The sequence below is a fragment of the Gemmiger sp. genome (assembly GCF_036306485.1).
Lineage (GTDB): Bacteria > Bacillota > Clostridia > Oscillospirales > Ruminococcaceae > Gemmiger.
In genome coordinates this window covers 113875-135371 of record NZ_JAXJZK010000044.1, presented here as the reverse complement: position 1 = coordinate 135371, position 21497 = coordinate 113875, and the positions used below count along the sequence as shown (strand labels likewise).

Annotated in this window: 17 protein-coding genes; 14 read left to right on the top strand and 3 right to left on the bottom strand. The window is 59.4% G+C overall.

The annotated features are described in order from the left end of the window. The first annotated feature begins 10 nt into the window (after positions 1-10). From U0L91_RS09580 to U0L91_RS09540, 9 genes are all read left to right on the top strand, one after another. Positions 11-2779 carry an FAD-dependent oxidoreductase gene (locus U0L91_RS09580; protein ID WP_330046439.1) on the top strand — a complete coding sequence of 923 codons (2769 nt, stop codon included), beginning with the start codon at positions 11-13 and terminating at the stop codon, positions 2777-2779. Position 2780: 1 nt separating this feature from the next. Beyond that, positions 2781-3167, top strand: a complete 387-nt coding sequence (locus U0L91_RS09575) for a hydrogenase maturation nickel metallochaperone HypA (protein ID WP_330046436.1) — start codon at positions 2781-2783, stop codon at positions 3165-3167. A gap of 28 nt (positions 3168-3195) precedes the next feature. Next, positions 3196-4239: a DUF5692 family protein gene (locus U0L91_RS09570; RefSeq protein ID WP_330046434.1), complete on the top strand. Its 1044-nt coding sequence runs from the start codon at positions 3196-3198 to the stop codon at positions 4237-4239. A gap of 115 nt (positions 4240-4354) precedes the next feature. Continuing rightward, complete coding sequence (locus U0L91_RS09565) at positions 4355-5077, top strand: penicillin-binding transpeptidase domain-containing protein (RefSeq protein WP_330046432.1); 723 nt, start codon at positions 4355-4357, stop codon at positions 5075-5077. 76 nt (positions 5078-5153) lie between these two features. Then, entirely contained in the window at positions 5154-6767 is a 1614-nt protein-coding gene (locus tag U0L91_RS09560) for a hypothetical protein (protein ID WP_330046430.1), read from the top strand. Positions 6768-6928: 161 nt separating this feature from the next. Further along, complete coding sequence (locus tag U0L91_RS09555) at positions 6929-7447, top strand: MarR family winged helix-turn-helix transcriptional regulator (RefSeq protein WP_330046428.1); 519 nt, start codon at positions 6929-6931, stop codon at positions 7445-7447. 39 nt (positions 7448-7486) lie between these two features. Next, positions 7487-9244 carry an ABC transporter ATP-binding protein gene (locus tag U0L91_RS09550; RefSeq protein WP_330046426.1) on the top strand — a complete coding sequence of 586 codons (1758 nt, stop codon included), beginning with the start codon at positions 7487-7489 and terminating at the stop codon, positions 9242-9244. Beyond that, entirely contained in the window at positions 9244-11172 is a 1929-nt protein-coding gene (locus U0L91_RS09545) for an ABC transporter ATP-binding protein (RefSeq protein ID WP_330046424.1), read from the top strand. The genes U0L91_RS09550 and U0L91_RS09545 overlap by 1 nt, the downstream gene beginning before the upstream one ends. Before the next feature lie 249 nt (positions 11173-11421). Then, positions 11422-12300 carry an RICIN domain-containing protein gene (locus tag U0L91_RS09540; RefSeq protein WP_330046422.1) on the top strand — a complete coding sequence of 293 codons (879 nt, stop codon included), beginning with the start codon at positions 11422-11424 and terminating at the stop codon, positions 12298-12300. Between the two features lie 151 nt (positions 12301-12451). On the opposite strand, the gene U0L91_RS09535 is transcribed toward U0L91_RS09540, so the two are convergent. Further along, positions 12452-13003 (bottom strand): manganese efflux pump MntP, encoded by a 552-nt coding sequence (locus U0L91_RS09535; RefSeq protein WP_330046420.1) that lies wholly within the window; start codon positions 13001-13003, stop codon positions 12452-12454. A 281-nt stretch (positions 13004-13284) separates the two neighbouring features. Between U0L91_RS09535 and U0L91_RS09530 the strand changes: the two genes are divergently transcribed. The 5 genes from U0L91_RS09530 (at position 13285) to U0L91_RS09510 (ending at position 20079) form a co-directional block, all read left to right on the top strand. Beyond that, positions 13285-14115 carry a Cof-type HAD-IIB family hydrolase gene (locus U0L91_RS09530; protein WP_330046417.1) on the top strand — a complete coding sequence of 277 codons (831 nt, stop codon included), beginning with the start codon at positions 13285-13287 and terminating at the stop codon, positions 14113-14115. After that, positions 14112-15104, top strand: coding sequence for a 3'-5' exonuclease (locus U0L91_RS09525; protein WP_330046415.1), 993 nt, complete (start codon positions 14112-14114; stop codon positions 15102-15104). The genes U0L91_RS09530 and U0L91_RS09525 overlap by 4 nt, the downstream gene beginning before the upstream one ends. Positions 15105-15422: 318 nt before the next feature. Then, positions 15423-16736, top strand: coding sequence for a substrate-binding domain-containing protein (locus tag U0L91_RS09520; RefSeq protein WP_330046413.1), 1314 nt, complete (start codon positions 15423-15425; stop codon positions 16734-16736). Between the two features lie 163 nt (positions 16737-16899). Continuing rightward, positions 16900-18408, top strand: a complete 1509-nt coding sequence (locus U0L91_RS09515) for a sugar ABC transporter ATP-binding protein (RefSeq protein ID WP_330046411.1) — start codon at positions 16900-16902, stop codon at positions 18406-18408. Positions 18409-18423: 15 nt separating this feature from the next. After that, on the top strand, positions 18424-20079 hold the full coding sequence (locus U0L91_RS09510) for an ABC transporter permease subunit (RefSeq protein ID WP_330046409.1): 1656 nt from the start codon (positions 18424-18426) through the stop codon (positions 20077-20079). 123 nt (positions 20080-20202) lie between these two features. On the opposite strand, the gene U0L91_RS09505 is transcribed toward U0L91_RS09510, so the two are convergent. Both U0L91_RS09505 and U0L91_RS09500 read right to left on the bottom strand, forming a co-directional pair. Continuing rightward, complete coding sequence (locus U0L91_RS09505) at positions 20203-20778, bottom strand: flavin reductase family protein (RefSeq protein WP_330046407.1); 576 nt, start codon at positions 20776-20778, stop codon at positions 20203-20205. Beyond that, positions 20775-21479, bottom strand: coding sequence for a Crp/Fnr family transcriptional regulator (locus U0L91_RS09500; RefSeq protein ID WP_330046405.1), 705 nt, complete (start codon positions 21477-21479; stop codon positions 20775-20777). Before U0L91_RS09500 ends, U0L91_RS09505 begins: the two co-directional genes overlap by 4 nt. Positions 21480-21497 lie beyond the last annotated feature (18 nt).

Here is a 21497-nt window from a genome sequence, read left to right as displayed (position 1 = left end):
GATACAGACCATGAGCCAGACCCATTTTCCTCTCGACGAGAGCAAGCTGCCCTTTGAGATCCCCAAGGACGAAAAACCGCGGGAAAAGATTCTGAAACTGGGCCAGAAAATTACCGACCGCATCCCCGCCAAGCTGCGCCCGCTCACCGCCGAGGACCCCGAATACTGGGGCCTTGCGGGACTCATCACCGATGAGATGGCCGATGTGGCCCTCAAGATGAAGGTGCGCAAGCCCATGACGCTGCCCGAGCTGGTCAAGGCCACCGGCAAGTCTGCCGAGGAGCTGGAGCCGCTGCTGTACCAGATGAGCTATGTCGGACTCCTCGAATACAACTGGGAAAACGAGAAGCACGAAAAGCAGTATGTGCTGCCGATGTTTGTGCCGGGCAGTGCCGAGTTCTTCAACATGCAGAAAAGCCAGATCCAGGACCATCCCGAGGTGACGGCCTTCTTTGAGCGGATGACTTTCCTGCCGCTGGAGCATATCACCGCCATGGTTCCTCCGGGTGGCGCCGGCATCGGCATGCACGTCATCCCGGTGGAGAAGGCCATCGAGACCGAAAATCAGTCGGTGGACATCGAACACATCTCCCACTGGCTGAAAAAGTATGACGGCAAATACGCTGCCAGTCCCTGCTCCTGCCGGATGTCCCGCGCCCGGATGGGGGAGGGCTGCGGTGACGATCCCGAGGACTGGTGCATTGGCGTGGGCGATATGGCCGACTACCTGGTGGAGACCAAGAAGGGCCATTATGTCGACTACGACGAGGTCATGCGCATCCTCAAGCGCGCCGAGGACAACGGTTTTGTCCACCAGATCACCAACATTGACGGCGAGAACAAGATCTTTGCCATCTGCAACTGCAATGTGAATATCTGCAATGCCCTGCGCACCAGCCAGCTGTTCAACACTCCCAATATGAGCCGCTCGGCCTATGTGGCCAGCGTCAAGCCGGAAAACTGTGTGGCCTGCGGCCGCTGCGTCGAATACTGCCCCGCCGGTGCGGTCAAGCTGGGCCAGAAACTCTGCACCAGTCACGGCCCGGTGGAATATCCGCGCCAGGAACTGCCCGACCGGGTCAAGTGGGGTCCTGAAAAATGGGACATCGACTACCGGGACAAAAACCGCATCAACTGCTATGATACCGGCACGGCCCCCTGCAAGACGGCCTGCCCCGCCCACATTGCAGTGCAGGGCTATCTGAAGATGGCCGCCCAGGGCCGCTATACCGAGGCGCTGGCCCTCATCAAGCGGGAAAATCCCTTCCCGGCGGTCTGCGGCCGTGTCTGCAACCGCCGCTGTGAGGACGCCTGCACCCGCGGCACCGTCGACCAGGCTGTGGCCATCGACGAGGTGAAGAAGTTCATCGCCCAGAAGGACCTCGAGGCGTCCACCCGCTATGTCCCGCCCATCAATCCGCCCTCCAACCGCGGCGGCTTTGACGAAAAGATTGCGATTATCGGTGCCGGTCCGGCGGGCCTGTCCTGTGCGTTCTATCTGGCCGAGAAGGGCTATCGCCCCACCGTGTTCGAGAAGAACCAAAAGCCCGGCGGTATGCTGACCTACGGCATTCCTTCCTATAAATTGGAGAAGGACGTGGTCATGGCCGAAATCGACGTGATCCGTCAGATGGGCGTCGAGATCCGCTGCGGCGTGGAGGTCGGCAAGGATGTGACGCTGGACGAACTGCGCGCCCAGGGCTACAAGGCCTTCTATGTCGCGATCGGCTGCCAGGGCGGCCGCAAGGCCGGAGTTCCCGGCGAGAACGCCCCCAACGTGACGACCGCGGTGGACTTCTTGCACCGGGTGAACGAAGGGGAGAAGATCACCCTTGACGGCAAGATTGTGGTAGTCGGCGGCGGCAATGTGGCCATCGATGTGGTGCGTTCCGGCCTGCGCTGCGGCGCGTCGGCTGCCGATATGTACTGCCTGGAGGCCCGGGACCAAATGCCCGCCACCCCTGCCGAGGTCGCCGAGGCCGAGGAGGACGGCGCATCCGTCCACTGCGGCTGGGGCCCCAAGGAGATCCTGACCAGGGACGGTAAGGCCGTGGGCGTTGTGTTCCGCCGCTGTGTGTCGGTCTACGATGCCGAAGGCCGCTTTGCCCCGACCTATGATGACAATGACACCGTCACGGTGGAGTGCGACCATGTGTTCCTGAGCATTGGCCAGAGCATCCAGTGGGGCGGCCTGCTGGACGGTTCCAAGGTGGAACTGGGCCGGGGCGGCCGTGCCGTCGCCGACGCGCTGACCTACCAGACCGCACAGCCCGATGTGTTCGTGGGCGGCGATGTCTATACCGGCCCCAAGTTTGCCATCGACGCCATTGCGGCGGGCAAGGAGGGCGCGGTGTCCATCCATCGGTTCGTTCAGCCCAACACCAGCATGACCATCGGCCGCAACCGCCGGCAGTTCATTGAACTGGACAAGTCCGACCTGGCGCTGGAGAGCTACGATACCACCGCCCGTCAGACGGCCGGCATGGCACAGGACATCGACTATCATCGTTCCTTCCGGGACGGTCATCTGACCTTTACCGAGGAGCAGGTGAAAAAGGAGACGGCCCGCTGCCTGGGCTGCGGTGCCTCGGTCGTGGACCCCAACAAGTGCATCGGCTGCGGCGTCTGCACGACCAAGTGCGAATTTGATGCCATCCATCTGTCCCGCGAGCGTCCCGAATGCAGCACAATGGTGCGCAGTGAGGACAAGTTCAAGGCCATTCTGCCCTATATGCTCAAGCGGGAATTCAAGATCCGGTTCGGCAAGAAGGAAGACTGAGATGCACGAATTGGGAATTGTCTTTCATATCATCCGCACCGTGGAGGAAGTGGGCCGGCAGAACGGCGTTGAGCGGGTGTCCGCGGTGACGCTGGAGCTGGGCGAAGTGTCCGGCGTGCTGGAAGACTATCTCCAGGACTGCTGGAACTGGGCGGCAGCCCGGTCCGAGATGCTGCGGGGGGCGCGGCTGCAGGTGGAAGTCATCCCTGCCAGGACCCTCTGCGACGATTGCGGCCTTGTCTATCCCACGGTGGCCCACGGCCGGACCTGCCCCGGATGCGGCAGCGGCCATACCCATCTGGTGCAGGGCAACGAAACCATGATCCGGGATATTACCGTGCCTCAGGAGGAGACACCGGAACCGCCGGCGTCTTCACCGACACGGTAAAAATCATAAACAACGGGAGGAATTTTGTATGTTTTTTCAGATTTACGGCAACACGGCCGGCTGGCAGCTGTTCGGCTGGCTGCTGGTGTTCGTTGGGCTGATCCTCGTCAATGAGCTGGCCCGGCGCACCAAGCAGGGAGGCATCTTCTGCTTCCTGATCCTGCCGGCGGGACTCACGGTCTACTTTGTGGCAGTGGCTGTGGGTGCCGCCATGGGGGCGGACTGGGCGCTCAACAACCCCACCTACCTGCACATGAACAGCTGGTTCCATTATGCCAAGCTCTATGCCGCCACCGTCGGCTGCATCGGCTTCATGATGCTCAAGTACAAGTGGGGCATCGGCAAGACCCACTGGTTCAAGGCGTTCCCCTTTGTGATCGTCGCAATCAACATCCTCATCGCCGTCGGCAGCGACTTTGAATCCGGCGTCCGCGGCGCCATGGCGCTGGCCGAGACCGGCAGCCGCTGGTGGCTTTCCAGCGAGAATGTCTGGGTCTATGGCGGCTGGTGGAACTGGGTCAACGGCATTGCCGGCATCCTGAACATCCTGTGCATGACCGGCTGGTGGGGCATCTACTCCTCCAAGAAGCAGCAGGATATGCTCTGGCCCGATATGACCTTCCTGTACATCATTGCTTACGATCTGTGGAACTTTGAGTACACCTACAACAACCTGCCCACCCATGCCTGGTACTGCGGCCTGGCCCTGCTGCTGGCGCCCACCTTTGCCAACGCGCTGTGGAACAAGGGCGGCTGGATTCAGAACCGTGCCAACACGCTGGCCCTGTGGTGCATGTTCGCCCAGGTGTTCCCGGGCTTCCAGGACAACAGCGTCTTCACCACGCTGCCGGTGCTCTATGTGGACGGCGTGATGGATGCCTCCACCCATCCCACCGCGGCCAATCCCACCATGCAGGGCGTCATCGCCGTCGCGGCGCTGGCGGCCAATGTCATCGTGCTGGCCATCATCATCAAGCGTGCCCTGGAACAGAAGAAGAACCCCTACACCAATGAGATCTTCACCGATCTCAAGGACTTCCGGCTCGCCATGGCCCGCGCGGAAGAACAGTAATCCCATCCGGCCCGGGACATCCCGGACCGCCAATGAACAGACCACGAAAAGCCGGCTTTCCCCCCGCGGGAAGGCCGGCTTTTTATGGTCCAGAATCCCGGATCGGGCGGGCCCGGTGGAGCTGGCCAGCTGTTCGTTCGGACAGAGCAGCAAGGTCAGCTATCTGCAGATGCTGACCGCCGTCTGTGCGGTGGTCAACGGCGGAAAACTGATGCAGCCCTACCTTGTACAGACCATCACCGACGCGGACGGCCAGATTGTCCGCGAATCCCAGCCCACCGTCCGCGCCCAGGTCATCCGGCCCGAGACCTCCGCCGTGATGCGGGAACTGATGGAGGGCGTGGTCGAGACCGGCACCGGCAAAAATGCGGCCGTGGCCGGTTACCGTGTCGGCGGCAAGTCCGGTACCAGCCAGAAGCTGGACAGTGAGGACGCCAGCGCCCGCATTGCCAGCTTTGTGGCGGTGGCGCCCATCGAGGACCCGCAGCTGGCAGTGCTGATCTGCCTGGATGAACCGCACAGCTGGACCACCAGCGGCGGTGCGCTCTCGGGCCCGGTCTGCGCCGAGATTCTGGAAAAAAGCCTGCCGCGCCTCGGCATTCAGCCCAGCTATACCGAGGAGGAACAGCAGAAACTGTTCGCCCAGGTTCCCGACGTGACGGGCTGGCGCGTTCAGGCGGCCGGCCAGAAACTGGCGGAATTCCAGCTCACCGGTCAGGCACTGGGGGATGGCGAGCGGGTTGCCAGCCAGTACCCGGCTGCCGGCACAACGGTGCGCCGGGGCTCGGTCATCCAGCTGGACACCACCGGCAGCATCGATCCGGCGGCGGATTCCTGAAGGCGGGCGCCTTGAACGCCTTTCGGTTTTGCGGTACAATGAAAACAAATCCATCCAAAACAGGGAGGAAACCGACGTGGAAAAGGCACTGGCATCCAAACCGCCGCGCACCGGCCGGGTCCTGTCCGCCGTCTGGGCGGCGGGCTGCCTGGCCCTGCTCGTGGCGGACTGGAATTTCTGGGCGGTCAACCGTCTGGATGCGGATATGGCATCCGAACAGGTCTTGGCCCGGCTGCTGGCAGGGGAGGGGAGCATCCTCAGCCCCAACTGGTACTACTCGACCGAGCTGCGCGTCCTCAATACCCAGCTCGTCATGGCGCCGCTGTTCCGCTTCTTCACCGACTGGCACACCGTGCGGGTCATCGGCAGCATCGTGCTGATCCTGCTCTATCTGGGCGTGTGGTTCTTCTTTGCACGTCAGGCCCGGTTTGCCAATGCCGGGCTGTTCGGTGCGGGTCTGCTGGTTCTGCCCTACGGGGCGCTGTACCGACAGTATGTGCTCGAAGGACTGTACTATATCCCGCATATTGCCGTCAGCTTTGCCTGCCTTGGCCTGCTGTTCTTCTACCGCCGTGCCGGCCGCCGCGGCCGGGCGGGGGCGGCGGTGCTCTTCTGCCTGCTCTCCTTCCTGGCGGCGCTGGGCGGTCCGCGGCAGCTCTTCATCCTGCACATTCCGATCTCGCTGGCATTGCTGATGCTCTGCCGCCTCGATGCGGGCCGCTGCCGCACGCTGGCAGAAACCGTCCGCCGCAGCCTCAAAAGCCCCTTTGCGGTTCTGCTGCTGCCTTGCGCGGCGGGGGACCTCTTTGCCCTGGCAGGGTATGCGGTCAATGCGGGGATACTTTCGCGGATCTATCATTTTCAGGATCAGAGCTATGTGGCCTTCACGGGATGCAGCCTGGAACGCCTGGAACTCTTCCTCAATGCGCTGCTGGATTCCTTCGGCTGGCAGGAAGGCAAACTCTTTTCCCTGACGCTGCTTTTCAACCTTGCGGCGCTGGCATTGCTGATCTTCAGCTTCTGGTTTGCGTTCCGCCTGGTGCTGCGCAGCCGGCGCTTCCCGCCGGAACATCGGCTGATCGGTGCGTTCCTGCTCACCGGCACCCTCTGCTTTGCTTTGCTCTACGGCCTGACGAACAGCGGCCACTCCGACCGGTATCTGCTGCCGCTGGCCATCCTCTTTGTACCGCTGCTGGAAATCGCCAACGCGGACTGCGCCCCGGTCCGCCGTCCGGATGCCAGGCTGCTCACCGGCTGCCTGGCGGCCGTGCTGCTGCTGCGTGCCGGACTGGATTACCGCCAGGCGGCGGTCGCGGTCAACCCCAACCGGGGAGCGGCGGAATTCCTGGCAGAAAACGGCTATGAGAACGGCTATGCCTCCTTCTGGGACGGCAACATCATGACTGAACTCACCGACGGACAGGTGCAGGTCTGGACACTCACCCCCAACAGCGTGCCGGAACTGCGCGCCTGGCTGCAGCCGGTGTCGCATCTCGAAACGCCGCCCCAGGGAAAGGTTTTCTTTGTGATCTCCAAATGGGAGGCCTGGGGCGAACGCCAGCCGACCACCGAGGCCCTGGCCGCGGCCATGCCGGAAGACGCGCTGATCTATGAGGACGACACCTGCCGGATCTATGGATTTGCAAGCGATGAGGCGATGCGCGAAGCGTGTGGATTCGGACCGTTTTGATCCCGAAATCGGCCGGATGCGGTAGATTTTGCCATTCACAAAAATGACACATTTCCATGCCTTGACAAGGCTGTGCGGATTGACTATAATCATTTTGTTTGAAACCTAACAGTTTGAAATCGAACAGTTTGAAACCAAACAAAAAGCCAAGGGGAAACGAGGTGAAGAAGACGAAGCAAGAGGAACAGAACAGGGCGAGCAGCAAGGACGAATCCGCCAAGAAACGGGAGTTCAGCCATGCAGGGCAGATGCTCAGCTTTTCTTCACACGAGATCAACTGTGCACTCGATGTCCGTGTGGCCCGGCAGGTCAGTCCTGAGCTGACCGGGATGCGCGGCCGGGTCCTGGGACTGATTGTCCGGCATATCCGGCAGGGCAAAGCGGTCTACCAGCGGGACCTGGAAACCTGGTTCCATATCGGCCGGTCCAGCGTCACCACGATGCTGCAGGGCATGGAGCAGGCAGGGTTCATCCTCCGCGAACCGGTGGAGCGGGATGCGAGACTCAAAAGCCTGGTCCCGACCGAGAAGGGACTGGAATGTGCCGGCCGTCTCGCAAACTGCATCGACCGCTTTGAAGGGGACCTGCAGAACGGGATAACCTGTGAAGAGATGAGCTCGCTGCAATCCATCCTGGAAAAGATGCTGGCCAATGCCCAGCAGATCCGAAACGAAAAATGATTCTGAAATCAGAAGAACGGTAACAAACGGGAGAAAACAATGTTTAAAACACTTTACAAAGAGACGGAAGGCTTCCGGCTGGTCTCCCTGCTGACGCCGATCTGCATGATCGGCGAAGTCACGATGGAAATGGTCATCCCCAAGCTGATGTCTTCCATCATTGACGACGGCGTGACGGCCGGCAACCTCGAACACATCTACCGTGTGGGCGGCTGGATGATCGTGGCTGCCATTGTGGGTCTGTTCTTCGGCATCTCGGGCGGCGTTCTGGGCGCACGGGCCTCCACAGGCTATGCGCGCAACCTGCGCCGGTCGATGTACCGCAACATTCAGACCTTCAGCTTCTCCAACATCGACAAGTATTCCACCGCCGGCCTGGTCACCCGTATGACCACCGACGTGACCAACATCCAGAACGCCTACCAGATGATTCTGCGTATGTTCGTGCGTGCTCCGGCCAGCATGATCATCGCCATGTTCATGGCGTTCTCCATCAACGCGCGCCTGGCAACCATCTACCTGACGGCCGTCATCCTGCTGGGCGCCTGCCTGATGTTCATCATGCAGCGTGCAACCCGCTACTTCTCGGATGCCTTCAAGAAGTACGATGACCTCAACGAGAGCGTGCAGGAGAACGTCTCGGCCATCCGCGTGGTCAAGGCGTATGTGCGTGAGGAACATGAGGGCGAGAAGTTCCGCAAGGCCTCCGGCAACGTCCAGAAGCTGCTGCTCCGCGCCGAGATGATCCTTTCCTGGAACGCCCCGCTCATGATGGGCACCGTCTACACCTGCATCCTGCTGATCTCCTGGATCGGCGCCCGGATGATCGTGAGCTCCGGCGCCACCAGCTTCACCACCGGCGAACTGATGAGCATGCTGACCTACTGCATGAACATCCTGATGAGCCTGATGATGCTCTCGATGGTCTTTGTCATGATCACGATGTCCGCCGCTTCTGCCCGTCGTGTGGCGGAAGTCCTGGACGAAAAGAGCGACCTGTCCAACTGTGAGAAGCCCGTCATGGAAGTCAAGAACGGCGCTGTCCGCTTCGACCATGTCTGCTTCCGTTATAAGAAGGATGGCCAGGATGTCCTGTCCGACATCAATCTGAATATCCGTTCCGGCGAAACCGTCGGCATCATCGGCGGCACCGGCAGCGCCAAGACCAGTCTGGTGCAGCTGCTGCCCCGCCTGTACGATGCCACGGCCGGCAGTGTCCAGGTCGGCGGTGTGGATGTCCGCAAGTATGACATCGAAACGCTGCGCAACAGCGTGGCCATGGTGCTGCAGAAGAACGAGCTGTTCAGCGGCACCATCGCCGAGAACCTCCGCTGGGGCAACAAGCATGCCACCGACAAGGAGATCGAGGAAGCCTGCCGTCAGGCCTGCGCCGATGAATTCATCGAGCGGTTCCCCGACCGTTACAATACTTATATTGAGCAGGGCGGCACCAACGTTTCCGGTGGTCAGAAACAGCGTCTCTGCATTGCCCGTGCACTGCTGAAGAAGCCCAAGATCCTCATCCTGGATGACTCGACCTCCGCCGTCGATACCGGCACCGATGCCAAGATCCGCCGCAGCTTTGCGGAGAAGATCCCCGGCACCACGGTCTTCATCATTGCCCAGCGTATTTCCAGCGTTGAGAACGCCGACCATGTGCTGGTTCTCGACAACGGCAAGATCAGCGGTTACGGTACGCCTGCCGAGATGCTGGCGACCAACCCGATCTATCAGGAAGTCTACAACAGCCAGACCCAGGGGTCCGGCGACTTTGACGAGAAGGGAGGCGACCAGTAATGGCGGAAACTGTCAGAGAATTCAAGGGCGGTCCCGGTGCCCGCGGACGCGGTCCCCGGCCGAAGGTCGCAAATCCCGGCAAACTCCTCAAGCGCATCCTTGCCTATGTTCTGAAACTGTACAAGTTCCAGGTCATTGCGGTGGTTGCCTGCATCTTCATCAGCGTCTTCTCCAACGTTCAGGGAACGCTGTTCATGCAGAAGCTGATCGATAACTACATCCTGCCCATGCTGGCCGAAAAGAGCAACGACTTCTCCGGTCTGGCGGCGGCCATTGCCCGCACGGCCTGCTTCTACGGCGTCGGCGTCGTGGCGACCTTCTGCCAGTCCCGGATCATGGCCATTGTGGCGCAGGGCACACTGAAGCGTATGCGTGACGAGCTGTTCACCCATATGCAGACCCTGCCCATCAAGTACTTCGATACCCATGCACACGGCGATATCATGTCGATCTACACCAACGATATTGATACGCTGCGCCAGATGATCAGCCAGAGTATGCCGCAGCTGCTCAACAGTGCCATCACCGTTGTCAGTGTCTTCTGCTCGATGCTGGTCCTCAGCATTCCCCTTGCCATCCTCACGATGGTCATGGTCGGCGTCATGATTCTCGTGACCCGCTACCTGACCAGCAATTCCGGCAAATACTTCATCTCCCAGCAGCGCGACATCGGCGCTGTCAACGGCTACATCGAAGAGATGATGAACGGCCAGAAGGTCGTCAAGGTCTTCTGCCACGAGGAGGAAGCCATCCAGCGGTTTGACGAGCTCAACGACAGCCTGTTCGAGAGCGCCGACAAGGCCAACCGGTATTCCAACCTCGGCGGCCCCTGCAACACCCAGCTGGGCAACCTGTCCTATGTGCTGTGCGCCATGCTGGGCGGCGTGCTGGCTCTGTCCGGCACCACCGGCCTGACGCTGGGCAAACTGGCGTCCTTCCTCTCCTTCAACCGCAGCTTCAACCAGCCCATCAGCCAGATCTCCATGCAGTTCAACGCGATCATCATGGCTCTGGCCGGTGCCCAGCGTGTCTTTGCACTGCTGGATGAGAAACCCGAGACCGATGAGGGCACCGTGACGCTCGTCAACGCGAAGCGCCTGTCCGATGACTCGGTCACCGAGACCACCGACCGCACCAACCTGTGGGCCTGGAAGCGCATCGGCGCCGACGGCAAGGCGGAGTACCGCGAACTCAAGGGCGACATCGTCTTCAAGGATGTGGACTTCGGCTACGACCCCAGCAAGATTGTCCTGCATGACATCAACCTGTACGGCCGTCCGGGTCAGAAGATCGCCTTCGTCGGCTCCACCGGTGCCGGCAAGACCACGATCACCAACCTGATCAACCGCTTCTATGACATCCAGAAGGGCGAGATCCTCTACGACGGCATTGATGTCGCGCATATCAAGAAGAGCGCCCTGCGTTCCTCTCTGGGCATCGTGCTGCAGGATACCCACCTGTTCACCGGCACCGTCATGGACAACATCCGTTACGGCCGCCTGGATGCAACCGACGAGGAATGCCGCGCGGCGGCCCAGCTAGCCAACGCGGACAAGTTCATCCGTCATCTGCCCCAGGGCTACGACACGATGCTTACCGGCGACGGCACCAACCTGAGCCAGGGCCAGCGTCAGCTGCTTGCCATTGCCCGTGCGGCCGTGGCCGACCCGCCGGTTCTGATCCTGGACGAGGCCACTTCCTCCATTGATACCCGTACCGAGAGCCTGGTCCAGCAGGGCATGGACGGCCTGATGTATGGCCGCACCACCTTCGTCATTGCGCACCGTCTGTCCACGGTCCGCAACTCGGACTGCATCATGGTTCTCGAGCAGGGCCGTATCATCGAGCGCGGTACCCACGACGAACTGATTGCCCAAAAAGGTCGCTATTACCGCTTGTACACCGGCAATTTTGCCGAGAATTCCTGAATTTTGCCGGGATGAGGCTGACTCATCCCGGCTTTTTTGTGTAAAATGCCGTCAAGTCGCCGAAAACTTGACGGAACTGGAAAAAATGGCTATAATATGTACTATGCGGCAGGGAGGAAAACTCTGGAAACAGGGACGAACCGCTTTTCCGTATGGGTATTTTGAACGGTCAAGAGGGAATTGGCCGGCGCGGCCGGACCGTTTTTTGAAATTATTATAGAGGTTTACTTGAGAGGAGAATACCTGATCATGGCAGCTAAGAAAGTATCGCAGACTCTGATTACCGAGGATAAGTTCTACACCATTTCCGCCGCGAACGGCAAAGTGGTGGAAGTCAAGGATTACAACACCGACAACGGCGCCAAGATCCAGCTGTGGGACAACGCCAACGCCGAGTGGCAGCAGTGGAGCTTCGTCCGTGCGGGCGAGGGCGTCTACCGCATCAAGAACCGCTTCACCGGCAAGATGCTGGACCTGGACTGCTCCGGCGTCACCGACGGCACCCGCGTGCATCAGTGGGAAGGCGCCAGCGCTTCCAGCCAGCTCTGGGTTGTGGAGCCCGCCAATGACGGCCGCGTCAAGATCAAGTCCAACCTGGCCGGCAAGTGCCTCGACCTGGTCGATATGAACACCGAGAACGGCGCTGCCCTGCAGATCTGGGCCGATGTCAACGGTGACAACCAGTACTGGACCATCACCGAGGTGACCCGCAAGCCCAAGACCAGCGCCAAGGCCACTGCCGCCAAGGCCAAGGCCGAAGTGAAGGCCGCCGCCGAGAGCGCTGCCAAGACCGCCGATGTCGCCGTCAAGGCTGCCGCCGAAGTGGCCGGCGATGTGGTCGATACCGTCAAGAAGGCCGCTTCCAAGCCCGCTGCCCGCAAGACCGCGAAGGCCGCTGCCGAGACTGCCAAGGCTGTCTCCGCTGCCGCTGAGGCTGTCACCGTCGCTGCCGGCGATGCCCTGAAGGACGTTGCCGAGAAGCCCGCCGTCAAGACTGCTGCGAAGGCCGCTGCCAAGGCTGCCGACGATGCCGTGAAGGCTGTCTCCGAGGCCGTCGAGTCTGCCAAGCCCGCCGCCAAGAAGCGTAAGTGCGCCACCCGCAAGACCACTTCCAAGAAGAGCAAGTAAGATTTTCTAAAGTTTTCAGCCGACAGGAACCGCTCCTGCCGGCTGTTTTTTGTCTGCCGCCGTCCGGACAGCAGAAAAGCCGGCACCGTGACAGCCTCGGAACCCGGAAACAGACCGGGGGAGGGGACGGTGCCGGCTTTGCCGTATGATGTTACAGGAAACTGGAAACCAGCGTCTTGATGCCGATCAGGATCAGCACAATGCCGCCGGCCCGTTCGGCCAGGCTGCGGTATTTGTCACCGAACAGCGCGCCCACCTTGACGCCGATGGCGGACAGCAGGAAGGTGGTGCAGGCGATGATGCAGGCAGCCGGAAGAATCTTGACCTGGACGGCCGCAAAACTCACACCCACAGCCAGTGCGTCAATCGAAGTCGCCACGGCCAGGGGCAGCATGGCTTTGGCGGAGAAGTCGTCGTCCACTTCCTCCTCCTTGCCGAAGCTTTCCCGCACCATATTTGCGCCGATGAAGGCCAGCAGCGCAAAGGCAACCCAGGCGCCGATCCGGCTCAGGATCTCCTCAAAGGTCGAGCCGAGAAAATACCCCAGCACCGGCATCAGGCCCTGGAACGCGCCGAACCAGATGCCGCAGATCAGCGCATGGCCCAGACGCACCCGGTGAACGGACAACCCCTTGCAGATCGAGACGGCAAAGGCGTCCATGGACAGGCTGACACCGATCATCAGCAGATCAAACAAACTCATACGGTTTTCCCTCCGAATCAGATTGGGAGCAAAAGAAAAGAGACCTATCCGCCCATGATGGCAGATAAGTCTCGTCATTTCAAGCAATGCCAGGGGAACCCCCATTATGTTGGCAGAACTGCACGGAACGCCCGTGCCGACTACTCCCTTATGTCACAGCTATCCTACCATAGCCCAAAAACAATGTCAATACGTTAGATCAGACTAATCCGACAAAAAACTTGCGAATTTGTCCGTATTCGGGTACAATAAAAGGAAATATACGAAACAGGGGAATCGTTATGCAATATCAAGTATTGGCGCTGGACCTGGACGGCACCCTCACCAACGAAGCCAAGGTCATCACGCCGCGCACCAAGGCGGCCCTGCTGGCAGCAGCGGACCGCGGCGTGCGGATTGTACTGGCCAGCGGACGCCCCACCGTGGGTATCCAGCCGCTGGCAAAGGAACTGGAACTGGACCGCCGCGGCGGCTGTATCCTGAGCTATAACGGCGGCAAGATCATTGACTGCAAGACCGGCCAGACGCTGGTACAGCATGCCTTTCCGCCTGATCTGATCGGGACGGTCTGCACCTTTGCACGGTACTGGAATGTCGTACCACTGACCTATGACAGCAACGGCATTGTCACCGAGAACGCTTCCAGCCCCTATGTTGCCGAGGAAGCGCGCATCAACAAGATCCCGGTCCGGGAAGTTCCGGACCTTCCCGCCGAAATTCACTGGACCATCAACAAACTGCTCCTGACCGGCGACCCGGTGGATATGCCGCACGTCGAAGAACTGATGCAGCAGGAATTTGCGGGCAAGCTCTCGATTTATCGCTCGGCGCCCTTCTTCATTGAGACGATGCCGCTCGGCGTCGAGAAATCCGCCTCTCTGGCATTGCTGCTTAAAACGCTGGGCCTCGGACGTGAAAACCTCATGGCCTGCGGGGACGGCTGGAATGATCTGCCGATGATCCAGTTTGCGGGCCTGGGCGTTGCAATGGGCAACGCGGTGCCGCCCGTCAAGGCGGCCGCCGACTATGTGACCGCCGACAATGAACATGACGGTGTCGGCCTGGCGGTCGAAAAGTTTATTCTCGAACAAGACACGGAGGACCCGCAGTGAATCTGATTGTATTTGACCTGGAGTGGAATATGGGCGCCGCCACCCGCACCTTCAACTATCACGGCGCCGAGATCCCGCTGCGCGGGGAGATCATCCAGATCGGAGCGGTACGGGTGGACGAATCCGGCGATGTGCTGGATACCTTTGAAATGACCCTCCGCCCTCGGTTGTTCCGCAAACTGCACTGGCGGATTGCGCAGGTGACCGGCCTGTCGCAGGGAGATCTCGAGGCCGGCGTACCCATTGCCGAGGGCCTGCGCCGCTTTGTGGAATGGGCCGGACCCGATGCCGAGTTTGCCGAATGGGGCCTTGACGATGTACCGGTGCTCAAGCAGAACCTTTTCCTCTATCACCTCGATGAATCCTGGCCCCGGCGCTGGTATGACCTGCAGCAGATCTATCTCAAGAGCTTCCCGCGCAGAGAAGGGGAGAGCCTGACGCTCGAGAGCGTGGTGGAACGGCTGGGAATCCCCAAGGACGGCGACTTCCACAACGCGCTGGAAGATGCCCTGTATACCACCAAGATCTGCCGCCGCCTGCCGCTGGCACAGGGACTGGCGGACTATCCCACGCCCGAAGAGCAGATCCGCACCGCCCTTCTGGGCGGCCTCGATTCCGAGACCTATGATGTCCGGACGTTCTTCGACAAGCTGGACCACGATGCCTACAAAAAGGACCCGGAGCTCTGCCGGGTCGGCTGCCCGTTCTGTGGCGCCGAGCTGCAGCTCAATGACATCTGGCTCAAGCGCGGCAACACCGGCTACTATACCGAGGCGGTCTGCCCGGACCATGGTTCCTGGTTCGTCCGGTTCAAGCTCAACCGCCGTGACGGCCTGCATTGGAACTTTGCCCGCTGCGTGGAATCCCTGCGCCCCGAGACTTATGCGCGATACAAAAAGCTCGAGGCTTCCCAGCGCGAACGGATGCGTCTCAAGGCCGAACGCCTCAAGGCAGAGGGAAAAACAGATTCTGCCGAATTTTCAAAATGAAGAAAATATTTTTCATTTTGTTGTCGTATCCTTCAGAAATCTTGCGCATCAGCCCTTCCGGAAATCCTCCCAGAAGGGCTGATTTTTTGCCGGAAATCGAATAAAACGACGATTCAAGTGCTTTTTTCAACAGTCAATTATGTGAAACCTATATAAAAATGTAACTGTAATGTAATGATTCCGTCGAAAAGGACAAAAGGCGGCAGAGATTTTCAGTGATTCTTCACATTGAAAAAAATTGTGATTTAGACTAAACTTAAGTCAAAGCTGAGCGCATCCACTGCTTCGCGCTCACAGAAATAAATCGGAGGAAAAAACATGAAAAAAGCACTTGCCCTGACCGTGGCTGCTGCCATGGCCCTCTCGCTGGCTGCCTGTGGGTCTTCTGACTCTTCCAGCGCAGCTTCCACCACCTCTACCGGCACCGCTGACACCGCTTCCGAGTCCGCAGATACCACCGCTGCTGCAGAAGTCGCCAACAAGGATAAGCCGCTTGTCTGGTTCAACCGTCAGCCCTCCAACAGCTCCACCGGCGAGCTGGATATGACCGCCCTGACCTTCAACGACAACACCTACTACGTCGGCTTCGACGCCAACCAGGGTGCTGAGCTGCAGGGCCAGATGGTCAAGGACTACATCGAGAAGAACATTGATACCATCGACCGCAACCAGGACGGCATCATCGGTTACGTTCTGGCCATCGGTGATATCGGCCACAACGACTCCATCGCCCGTACCCGCGGCGTCCGCGCTGCTCTGGGCACCGCCGTTGAGGTTGACGGCGCCATCAACAGCGAGCCTGTCGGCACCAACACCGACGGCACCGCCACCGCCGTTCAGGACGGCACGCTGGAAATTAACGGCAAGAGCTACATCGTCCGTGAGCTTGCTTCTCAGGAAATGAAGAACTCCGCTGGTGCCACCTGGGATGCCGCCACTGCCGGCAACGCCATCAGCACCTGGTCCGCTTCCTTCGGCGATTCCATCGACGTGGTTGTCTCCAACAACGACGGCATGGGCATGCTGATGTTCAACTCCTGGTCCAAGGCGGAAGGCGTTCCCACCTTCGGCTACGACGCCAACGCTGACGCTGTGGCTGCCATCGCAGAAGGCTACGGCGGCACCATCAGCCAGCACGCCGACGTTCAGGCTTACCTGACCCTGCGTGTGATCCGCAACGCCCTTGACGGCGTCGACATCGACACCGGTATCGGTACTCCCGATGACGCCGGCAACGTCCTGACCGACGATGTCTACAAGTACAACGCCGACGAGCGCTCCTACTACGCTCTGAACGTCGCTGTCACCGCTGACAACTATCAGGATTTCACCGACTCCACCAAGGTCTATGCGCCCGTTTCCAACCAGCTCGACGCCACCGCGCATCCCACCAAGACCGTCTGGCTCGACATCTACAACGCGGCCGATAACTTCCTGAGCGCTACTTATCAGCCCCTGCTGCAGAACTACGACGATCTGCTGAACCTCAAGGTTGACTACATCGGCGGCGACGGCCAGACCGAGGCCAACATCACCAACCGTCTGAGCAACCCCAGCCAGTACGATGCTTTCGCCATCAACATGGTGAAGACTGACAACGCGGCTTCTTACACTGCTCTGCTGAGCCAGTAAGCGGCGGTACCGCCAGACGGCGGACCACCGGTCCGCCAACAGGTAATTTACCCATCAGCTATTAGGGAGCCAGCGCTCCCTAATAGCGATTTTTTGATGAAAAAGTGGCAGGGTCAGTTCTTTGGCTGAAACTCTGTTAATTTGCAATACGGGAGTAACTAGAATGGCAGATGCGAAAGACGATATCGTCTTGTCAATACGTGGTATGAGCAAGTCGTTCGGCCGCAACCGGGTGCTTGACCATATCAATCTGGACGTGAAGCGCGGAACTGTCATGGGACTTATGGGCGAGAACGGCGCCGGTAAGTCGACGATGATGAAATGTCTTTTCGGCACTTACCAGAAGGACGAGGGCAAGATCTACCTCAACGGCAAAGAGATCAGCTTCTCCGGTCCGAAGGACGCTCTGGAAAACGGGATCGCCATGGTCCACCAGGAGCTGAACCAGTGTCTGGAAAGAAACGTCATCGACAACCTGTTCCTTGGTCGCTATCCGGTCAATTCCGTCGGCGTTGTTGACGAGACCCGAATGAAGAAGAAGGCTTCCGAGTTGTTCCGCAAACTCGGAATGACCGTAAACCTGACCCAGCCGATGCGGAATATGTCTGTCTCTCAGCGGCAGATGTGCGAGATTGCCAAAGCAATTTCCTACAATTCACAGGTCATCGTGCTGGACGAACCGACCTCCTCCCTGACCGTGCAGGAAGTCGAAAAGCTCTTTGAAATGATGAGAATGCTCAAGGAGCAGGGCATTGCGCTGATCTACATCTCTCATAAGATGGACGAGATCTTCGAGATCTGCGATCAGATCTCGGTGCTCCGCGACGGCAAACTGGTCATGACCAAAGATACCAAAGATACGAACATGAACGAGCTGATCTCCGCGATGGTCGGCCGCTCGCTGGAAAGCCGCTTCCCGCCGGTGGACAACACCCCCGGTGAACCGATCCTGTCGGTGCAGCACCTTTCCACGAAGTATGCGCCCCATCTGCAGGACATCTCCTTCGATGTCCGCGAAGGCGAGATCTTCGGTCTGTACGGTCTGGTCGGTGCCGGCCGTACCGAACTGCTCGAGACGATCTTCGGCGTCCGCACCCGTGCGGCCGGACGTGTTTATTTCAAGAACCGTCTGATGAACTTCAACAACGCCAAGGAAGCGATCGAGCACGGCTTTGCCATGATCACCGAGGAGCGCAAAGCCAACGGTCTGTTCCTCAAGTGCGATCTGACGTTCAATACGACAATCGCAAACCTGAACCAGTACAAGTCCGGCATGGCGCTCTCCAACCCCAAGATGGTAAAGGCCACAAACAAGGAGATCAAGATCATGCACACCAAGTGCATGGGTCCGGACGACATGATTTCGAGCCTTTCCGGCGGCAACCAGCAGAAGGTCATCTTCGGCAAATGGCTCGAACGTGAACCGCAGGTCTTCATGATGGACGAACCGACGCGCGGTATCGACGTCGGCGCAAAGTATGAGATCTATGAGCTGATCATCAACATGGCAAAGCAGGGAAAGACGATCATCGTTGTTTCTTCCGAAATGCCTGAGATCCTGGGTATCACCAACCGTATCGGCGTCATGTCCAACGGGCATCTCTCCGGTATCGTCAATACCAAAGATACCAACCAGGAAGAGCTTCTGAGACTCAGTGCAAAATACCTGTAGTGGGGGAAATTACTTATGGTGACACAAAACACGAAAATTATGACGGCTGACCGGGAAGCCGAGCTTCTCCAGCCGATCGATGATCATGTCGGCCAGATTCAGGAAAAGGTCAACGCCCTGCGCGTGGACGGTACCGACAGGGTCATTGAGATCCAGAACAGTCTGGATAACCTCAAGCGCGACCGCATCTATACCCAGCAGGAAAAGGCGGACCGGGCTGCCCAGCTCAAGACCGAACTGGAGAAGGCAAAGGCAGTTGAGGCCAAGAACAAGGACGCGATTGCCAAGCTGATCGCCGAGGCGGAAGCCTACCTGAACGCACATTACAACAGCGAGTATTATCAGCCCGTGCTGGAAAGCTGCAAGGCGGAAAAGGTTGTTGCCCAGCAGAAGTACCGCGAGACCGTGGACCGTCTGCAGAAAGAGCATCAGGCCACGCTGTCCAAGCTCAGCGACCCGCATGAGATCAAGGACGAAAAGTACGTCCACAAGAACCGGCTGTTTGACGCCAAGATGCAGCTGGACAAGGATTTGCAGGCCATCAAGGACCGCCAGCATGCGGCCTTTGATCATCGCTATCACCTCATCGACCTGCTCCGCATGTCCAAATTCACCTTTGGGGAGACGATGGCCCAGAGATGGGAAAACTACAAGTACACGTTCAACCGCCGCGACTTCCTGCTGCGCAACGGTCTGTACATTGCCATCATCGTCATCTTCATTGTGCTGTGCATCATCACCCCGATCGTCAAGAACGTGCAGCTGCTCACGGTCAACAACATCCTGAACATCCTGCAGCAGGCCTCGCCCAGAATGTTCCTGGCCCTCGGCGTTGCGGGTCTGATCCTGCTGGCCGGCACCGACCTGTCCATCGGCCGTATGGTCGGTATGGGCATGACCGTTGCCACCATCATCATGCACCAGGGCAAGAACACCGGCTCGGTGTTCGGACATATCTTTGACTTCACCGGCCTGCCGGTCATTGTCCGTGTCATTATGGCACTGATCGTCTGCATTATCCTGTGCACGATCTTCACCACGATCGCCGGCTTCTTCACGGCAAAGTTCAAGATGCACCCCTTCATTTCCACCATGGCGAACATGCTGGTCATCTTCGGTCTGGTTACCTACTCCACCAAGGGCGTGTCCTTCGGTGCTATCGAAGGCACCATCCCCAGCATGATCATCCCCAAGATCAACGGCTTCCCGACCATCATTCTGTGGGCGGTTGCCGCGGTCGCCATCGTCTGGTTCATCTGGAACAAGACCACCTTCGGCAAGAACCTGTTTGCCGTCGGCGGCAACCCCGAAGCGGCTGCCGTCTCCGGTATCTCGGTCTTCCGTGTCACGGTCGGCGCCTTCATCCTGGCCGGTATCCTGTACGGCTTCGGCTCCTGGCTTGAATGTATCCGCATGGTCGGTTCCGGCTCCGCCGCTTACGGCCAGGGCTGGGAAATGGACGCCATCGCGGCCTGCGTCGTCGGCGGTATCTCGTTCACCGGCGGTATCGGTAAGATCTCCGGCGTTGTGGTCGGCGTCTTCATCTTCACCGCTCTGACTTACTCTCTGACGACCCTCGGCATCGACACGAACCTCCAGTTCGTCTTCTCCGGCATCATCATTCTGGTTGCCGTTATGCTCGACTGCCTCAAGTACGTCCAGAAGAAGTAATTCGCCCCTTCCGAACCGCTGTGCGGCCTGTCCGCACAGCGGTTTTTTATGACAGAACAACGGCGCCTTCCCTTGGCATTTCTGCCGAGGGAAGGCGCCGTTGTTTGTCAATTCCGTTGCGGCTTATTTTGTCCGCCGGGGCTTTTTGCGCACACTGTATCCGAAGGTTCCCAGCCGGCGGCCCAATGCCAGGTACTCGCCGTGCGAGTAGACGATCAGCCTGGCGCGATTCAGACAGAGCCGGCCGTTTTCGTCGAGCAGCCGCTCGTCCACATCCACCGCGACCACCTCTGCCAGGAACAGGTCGTGGCTGCCCAGCGGGAGAACCTGGGTGACGCGGCATTCCAGATTGACGGGACTCTCCTCCACCAGGACGGTGCCGACCTTGGCGGCCGGTACGGCGGTCAGATGCATGGCGGCGAACTTGTCCACGTCCCGGCCGCTTTTGACGCCGCACCAGTCCACAGCCCGCACCAGCTGTTCGGTGGGCAGGTTGACGACAAACTCACCGCTCTCACGGATCAGGTGATGACTGAATCGCTCAGGACGGACACTGATGGACAGCATCGAAGGCTGGGTGCAGATGGTTCCGCACCAGCCCACCGTGATCAGATTGGGATGATCGACCGGTCCGCAGCTGACCAGGACGGGCGGCTCGGGATTTAACAGGGTGGACCCCTTCCAGACTTGACGGCTCATTGATAATCTCCTCTCGTCGCCATGCGCAGGCGTTCCTTATCCAGAATTTTAAAACTGTTCCGCCACAGTTCCACCAGCCCGTCCTGCTGCATCCGGCTCAGCTCCCGGCTCAGCGCACTGCGGTCACAGTTCAGGTATTCTGCCAGCCCGGCACGGGTCAGCGGTGTGGTGAAGGTATCCTGCCCGGTACGCTCGGCCTCGTCCAGCAGCCAGATGCTGATGCGCGCCCGCAGACTCTTGCAGATCAGCAATTCAACCCGGCGATCCAGCGCAAAATATTTGTCGCTGATCGTCAGCACCAGGTTCTGCATGAGCTGCAGATGGGCGGCGTGAAGACTGGGACAGGGACGGATGATTTTTTCGTAGGGCAGATAGATGGCCAGACACGGCTCGTTGGCCATCACGGTGACGGGGCTTTTCTGACTGGACCCCGACAGCACATCGCCGAACAGCCCGCCGACGCCCATATGGGTGATGGCCACACTTGCCCCGTCGGGCGTGTTTTTCAGGGCCGTGATGCTCCCCTCCAGCAGGATGCCGATCTCCCGGGTTTCATAACCGGCCATCAGCAGGATCTCGTCCTTGGCATAATGGCGCATCCGCGGATTGAAGCAGGGAAGCAGCACATCCAGCTCGTCGTCACGCATCCCGCGCAGAAGCGGCGTGGAACGAAGAACATCGTAGTAGGGCTTCAAATTCATTTTGAACCTCCAAAACCG

What these genes read in the sequence shown, in the direction of transcription:
- U0L91_RS09580 (WP_330046439.1), top strand. Translation starts at nt 11, where the DNA reads ATGAGCCAGACCCATTTTCCTCTCGACGAGAGCAAGCTGCCCTTTGAG.
- U0L91_RS09575 (WP_330046436.1), top strand. Translation starts at nt 2,781, where the DNA reads ATGCACGAATTGGGAATTGTCTTTCATATCATCCGCACCGTGGAGGAA.
- U0L91_RS09570 (WP_330046434.1), top strand. Translation starts at nt 3,196, where the DNA reads ATGTTTTTTCAGATTTACGGCAACACGGCCGGCTGGCAGCTGTTCGGC.
- U0L91_RS09550 (WP_330046426.1), top strand. Translation starts at nt 7,487, where the DNA reads ATGTTTAAAACACTTTACAAAGAGACGGAAGGCTTCCGGCTGGTCTCC.
- U0L91_RS09545 (WP_330046424.1), top strand. Translation starts at nt 9,244, where the DNA reads ATGGCGGAAACTGTCAGAGAATTCAAGGGCGGTCCCGGTGCCCGCGGA.
- U0L91_RS09540 (WP_330046422.1), top strand. Translation starts at nt 11,422, where the DNA reads ATGGCAGCTAAGAAAGTATCGCAGACTCTGATTACCGAGGATAAGTTC.
- U0L91_RS09535 (WP_330046420.1), bottom strand. Translation starts at nt 13,003, where the DNA reads ATGAGTTTGTTTGATCTGCTGATGATCGGTGTCAGCCTGTCCATGGAC.
- U0L91_RS09530 (WP_330046417.1), top strand. Translation starts at nt 13,285, where the DNA reads ATGCAATATCAAGTATTGGCGCTGGACCTGGACGGCACCCTCACCAAC.
- U0L91_RS09520 (WP_330046413.1), top strand. Translation starts at nt 15,423, where the DNA reads ATGAAAAAAGCACTTGCCCTGACCGTGGCTGCTGCCATGGCCCTCTCG.
- U0L91_RS09515 (WP_330046411.1), top strand. Translation starts at nt 16,900, where the DNA reads ATGGCAGATGCGAAAGACGATATCGTCTTGTCAATACGTGGTATGAGC.
- U0L91_RS09510 (WP_330046409.1), top strand. Translation starts at nt 18,424, where the DNA reads ATGGTGACACAAAACACGAAAATTATGACGGCTGACCGGGAAGCCGAG.
- U0L91_RS09505 (WP_330046407.1), bottom strand. Translation starts at nt 20,778, where the DNA reads ATGAGCCGTCAAGTCTGGAAGGGGTCCACCCTGTTAAATCCCGAGCCG.
- U0L91_RS09500 (WP_330046405.1), bottom strand. Translation starts at nt 21,479, where the DNA reads ATGAATTTGAAGCCCTACTACGATGTTCTTCGTTCCACGCCGCTTCTG.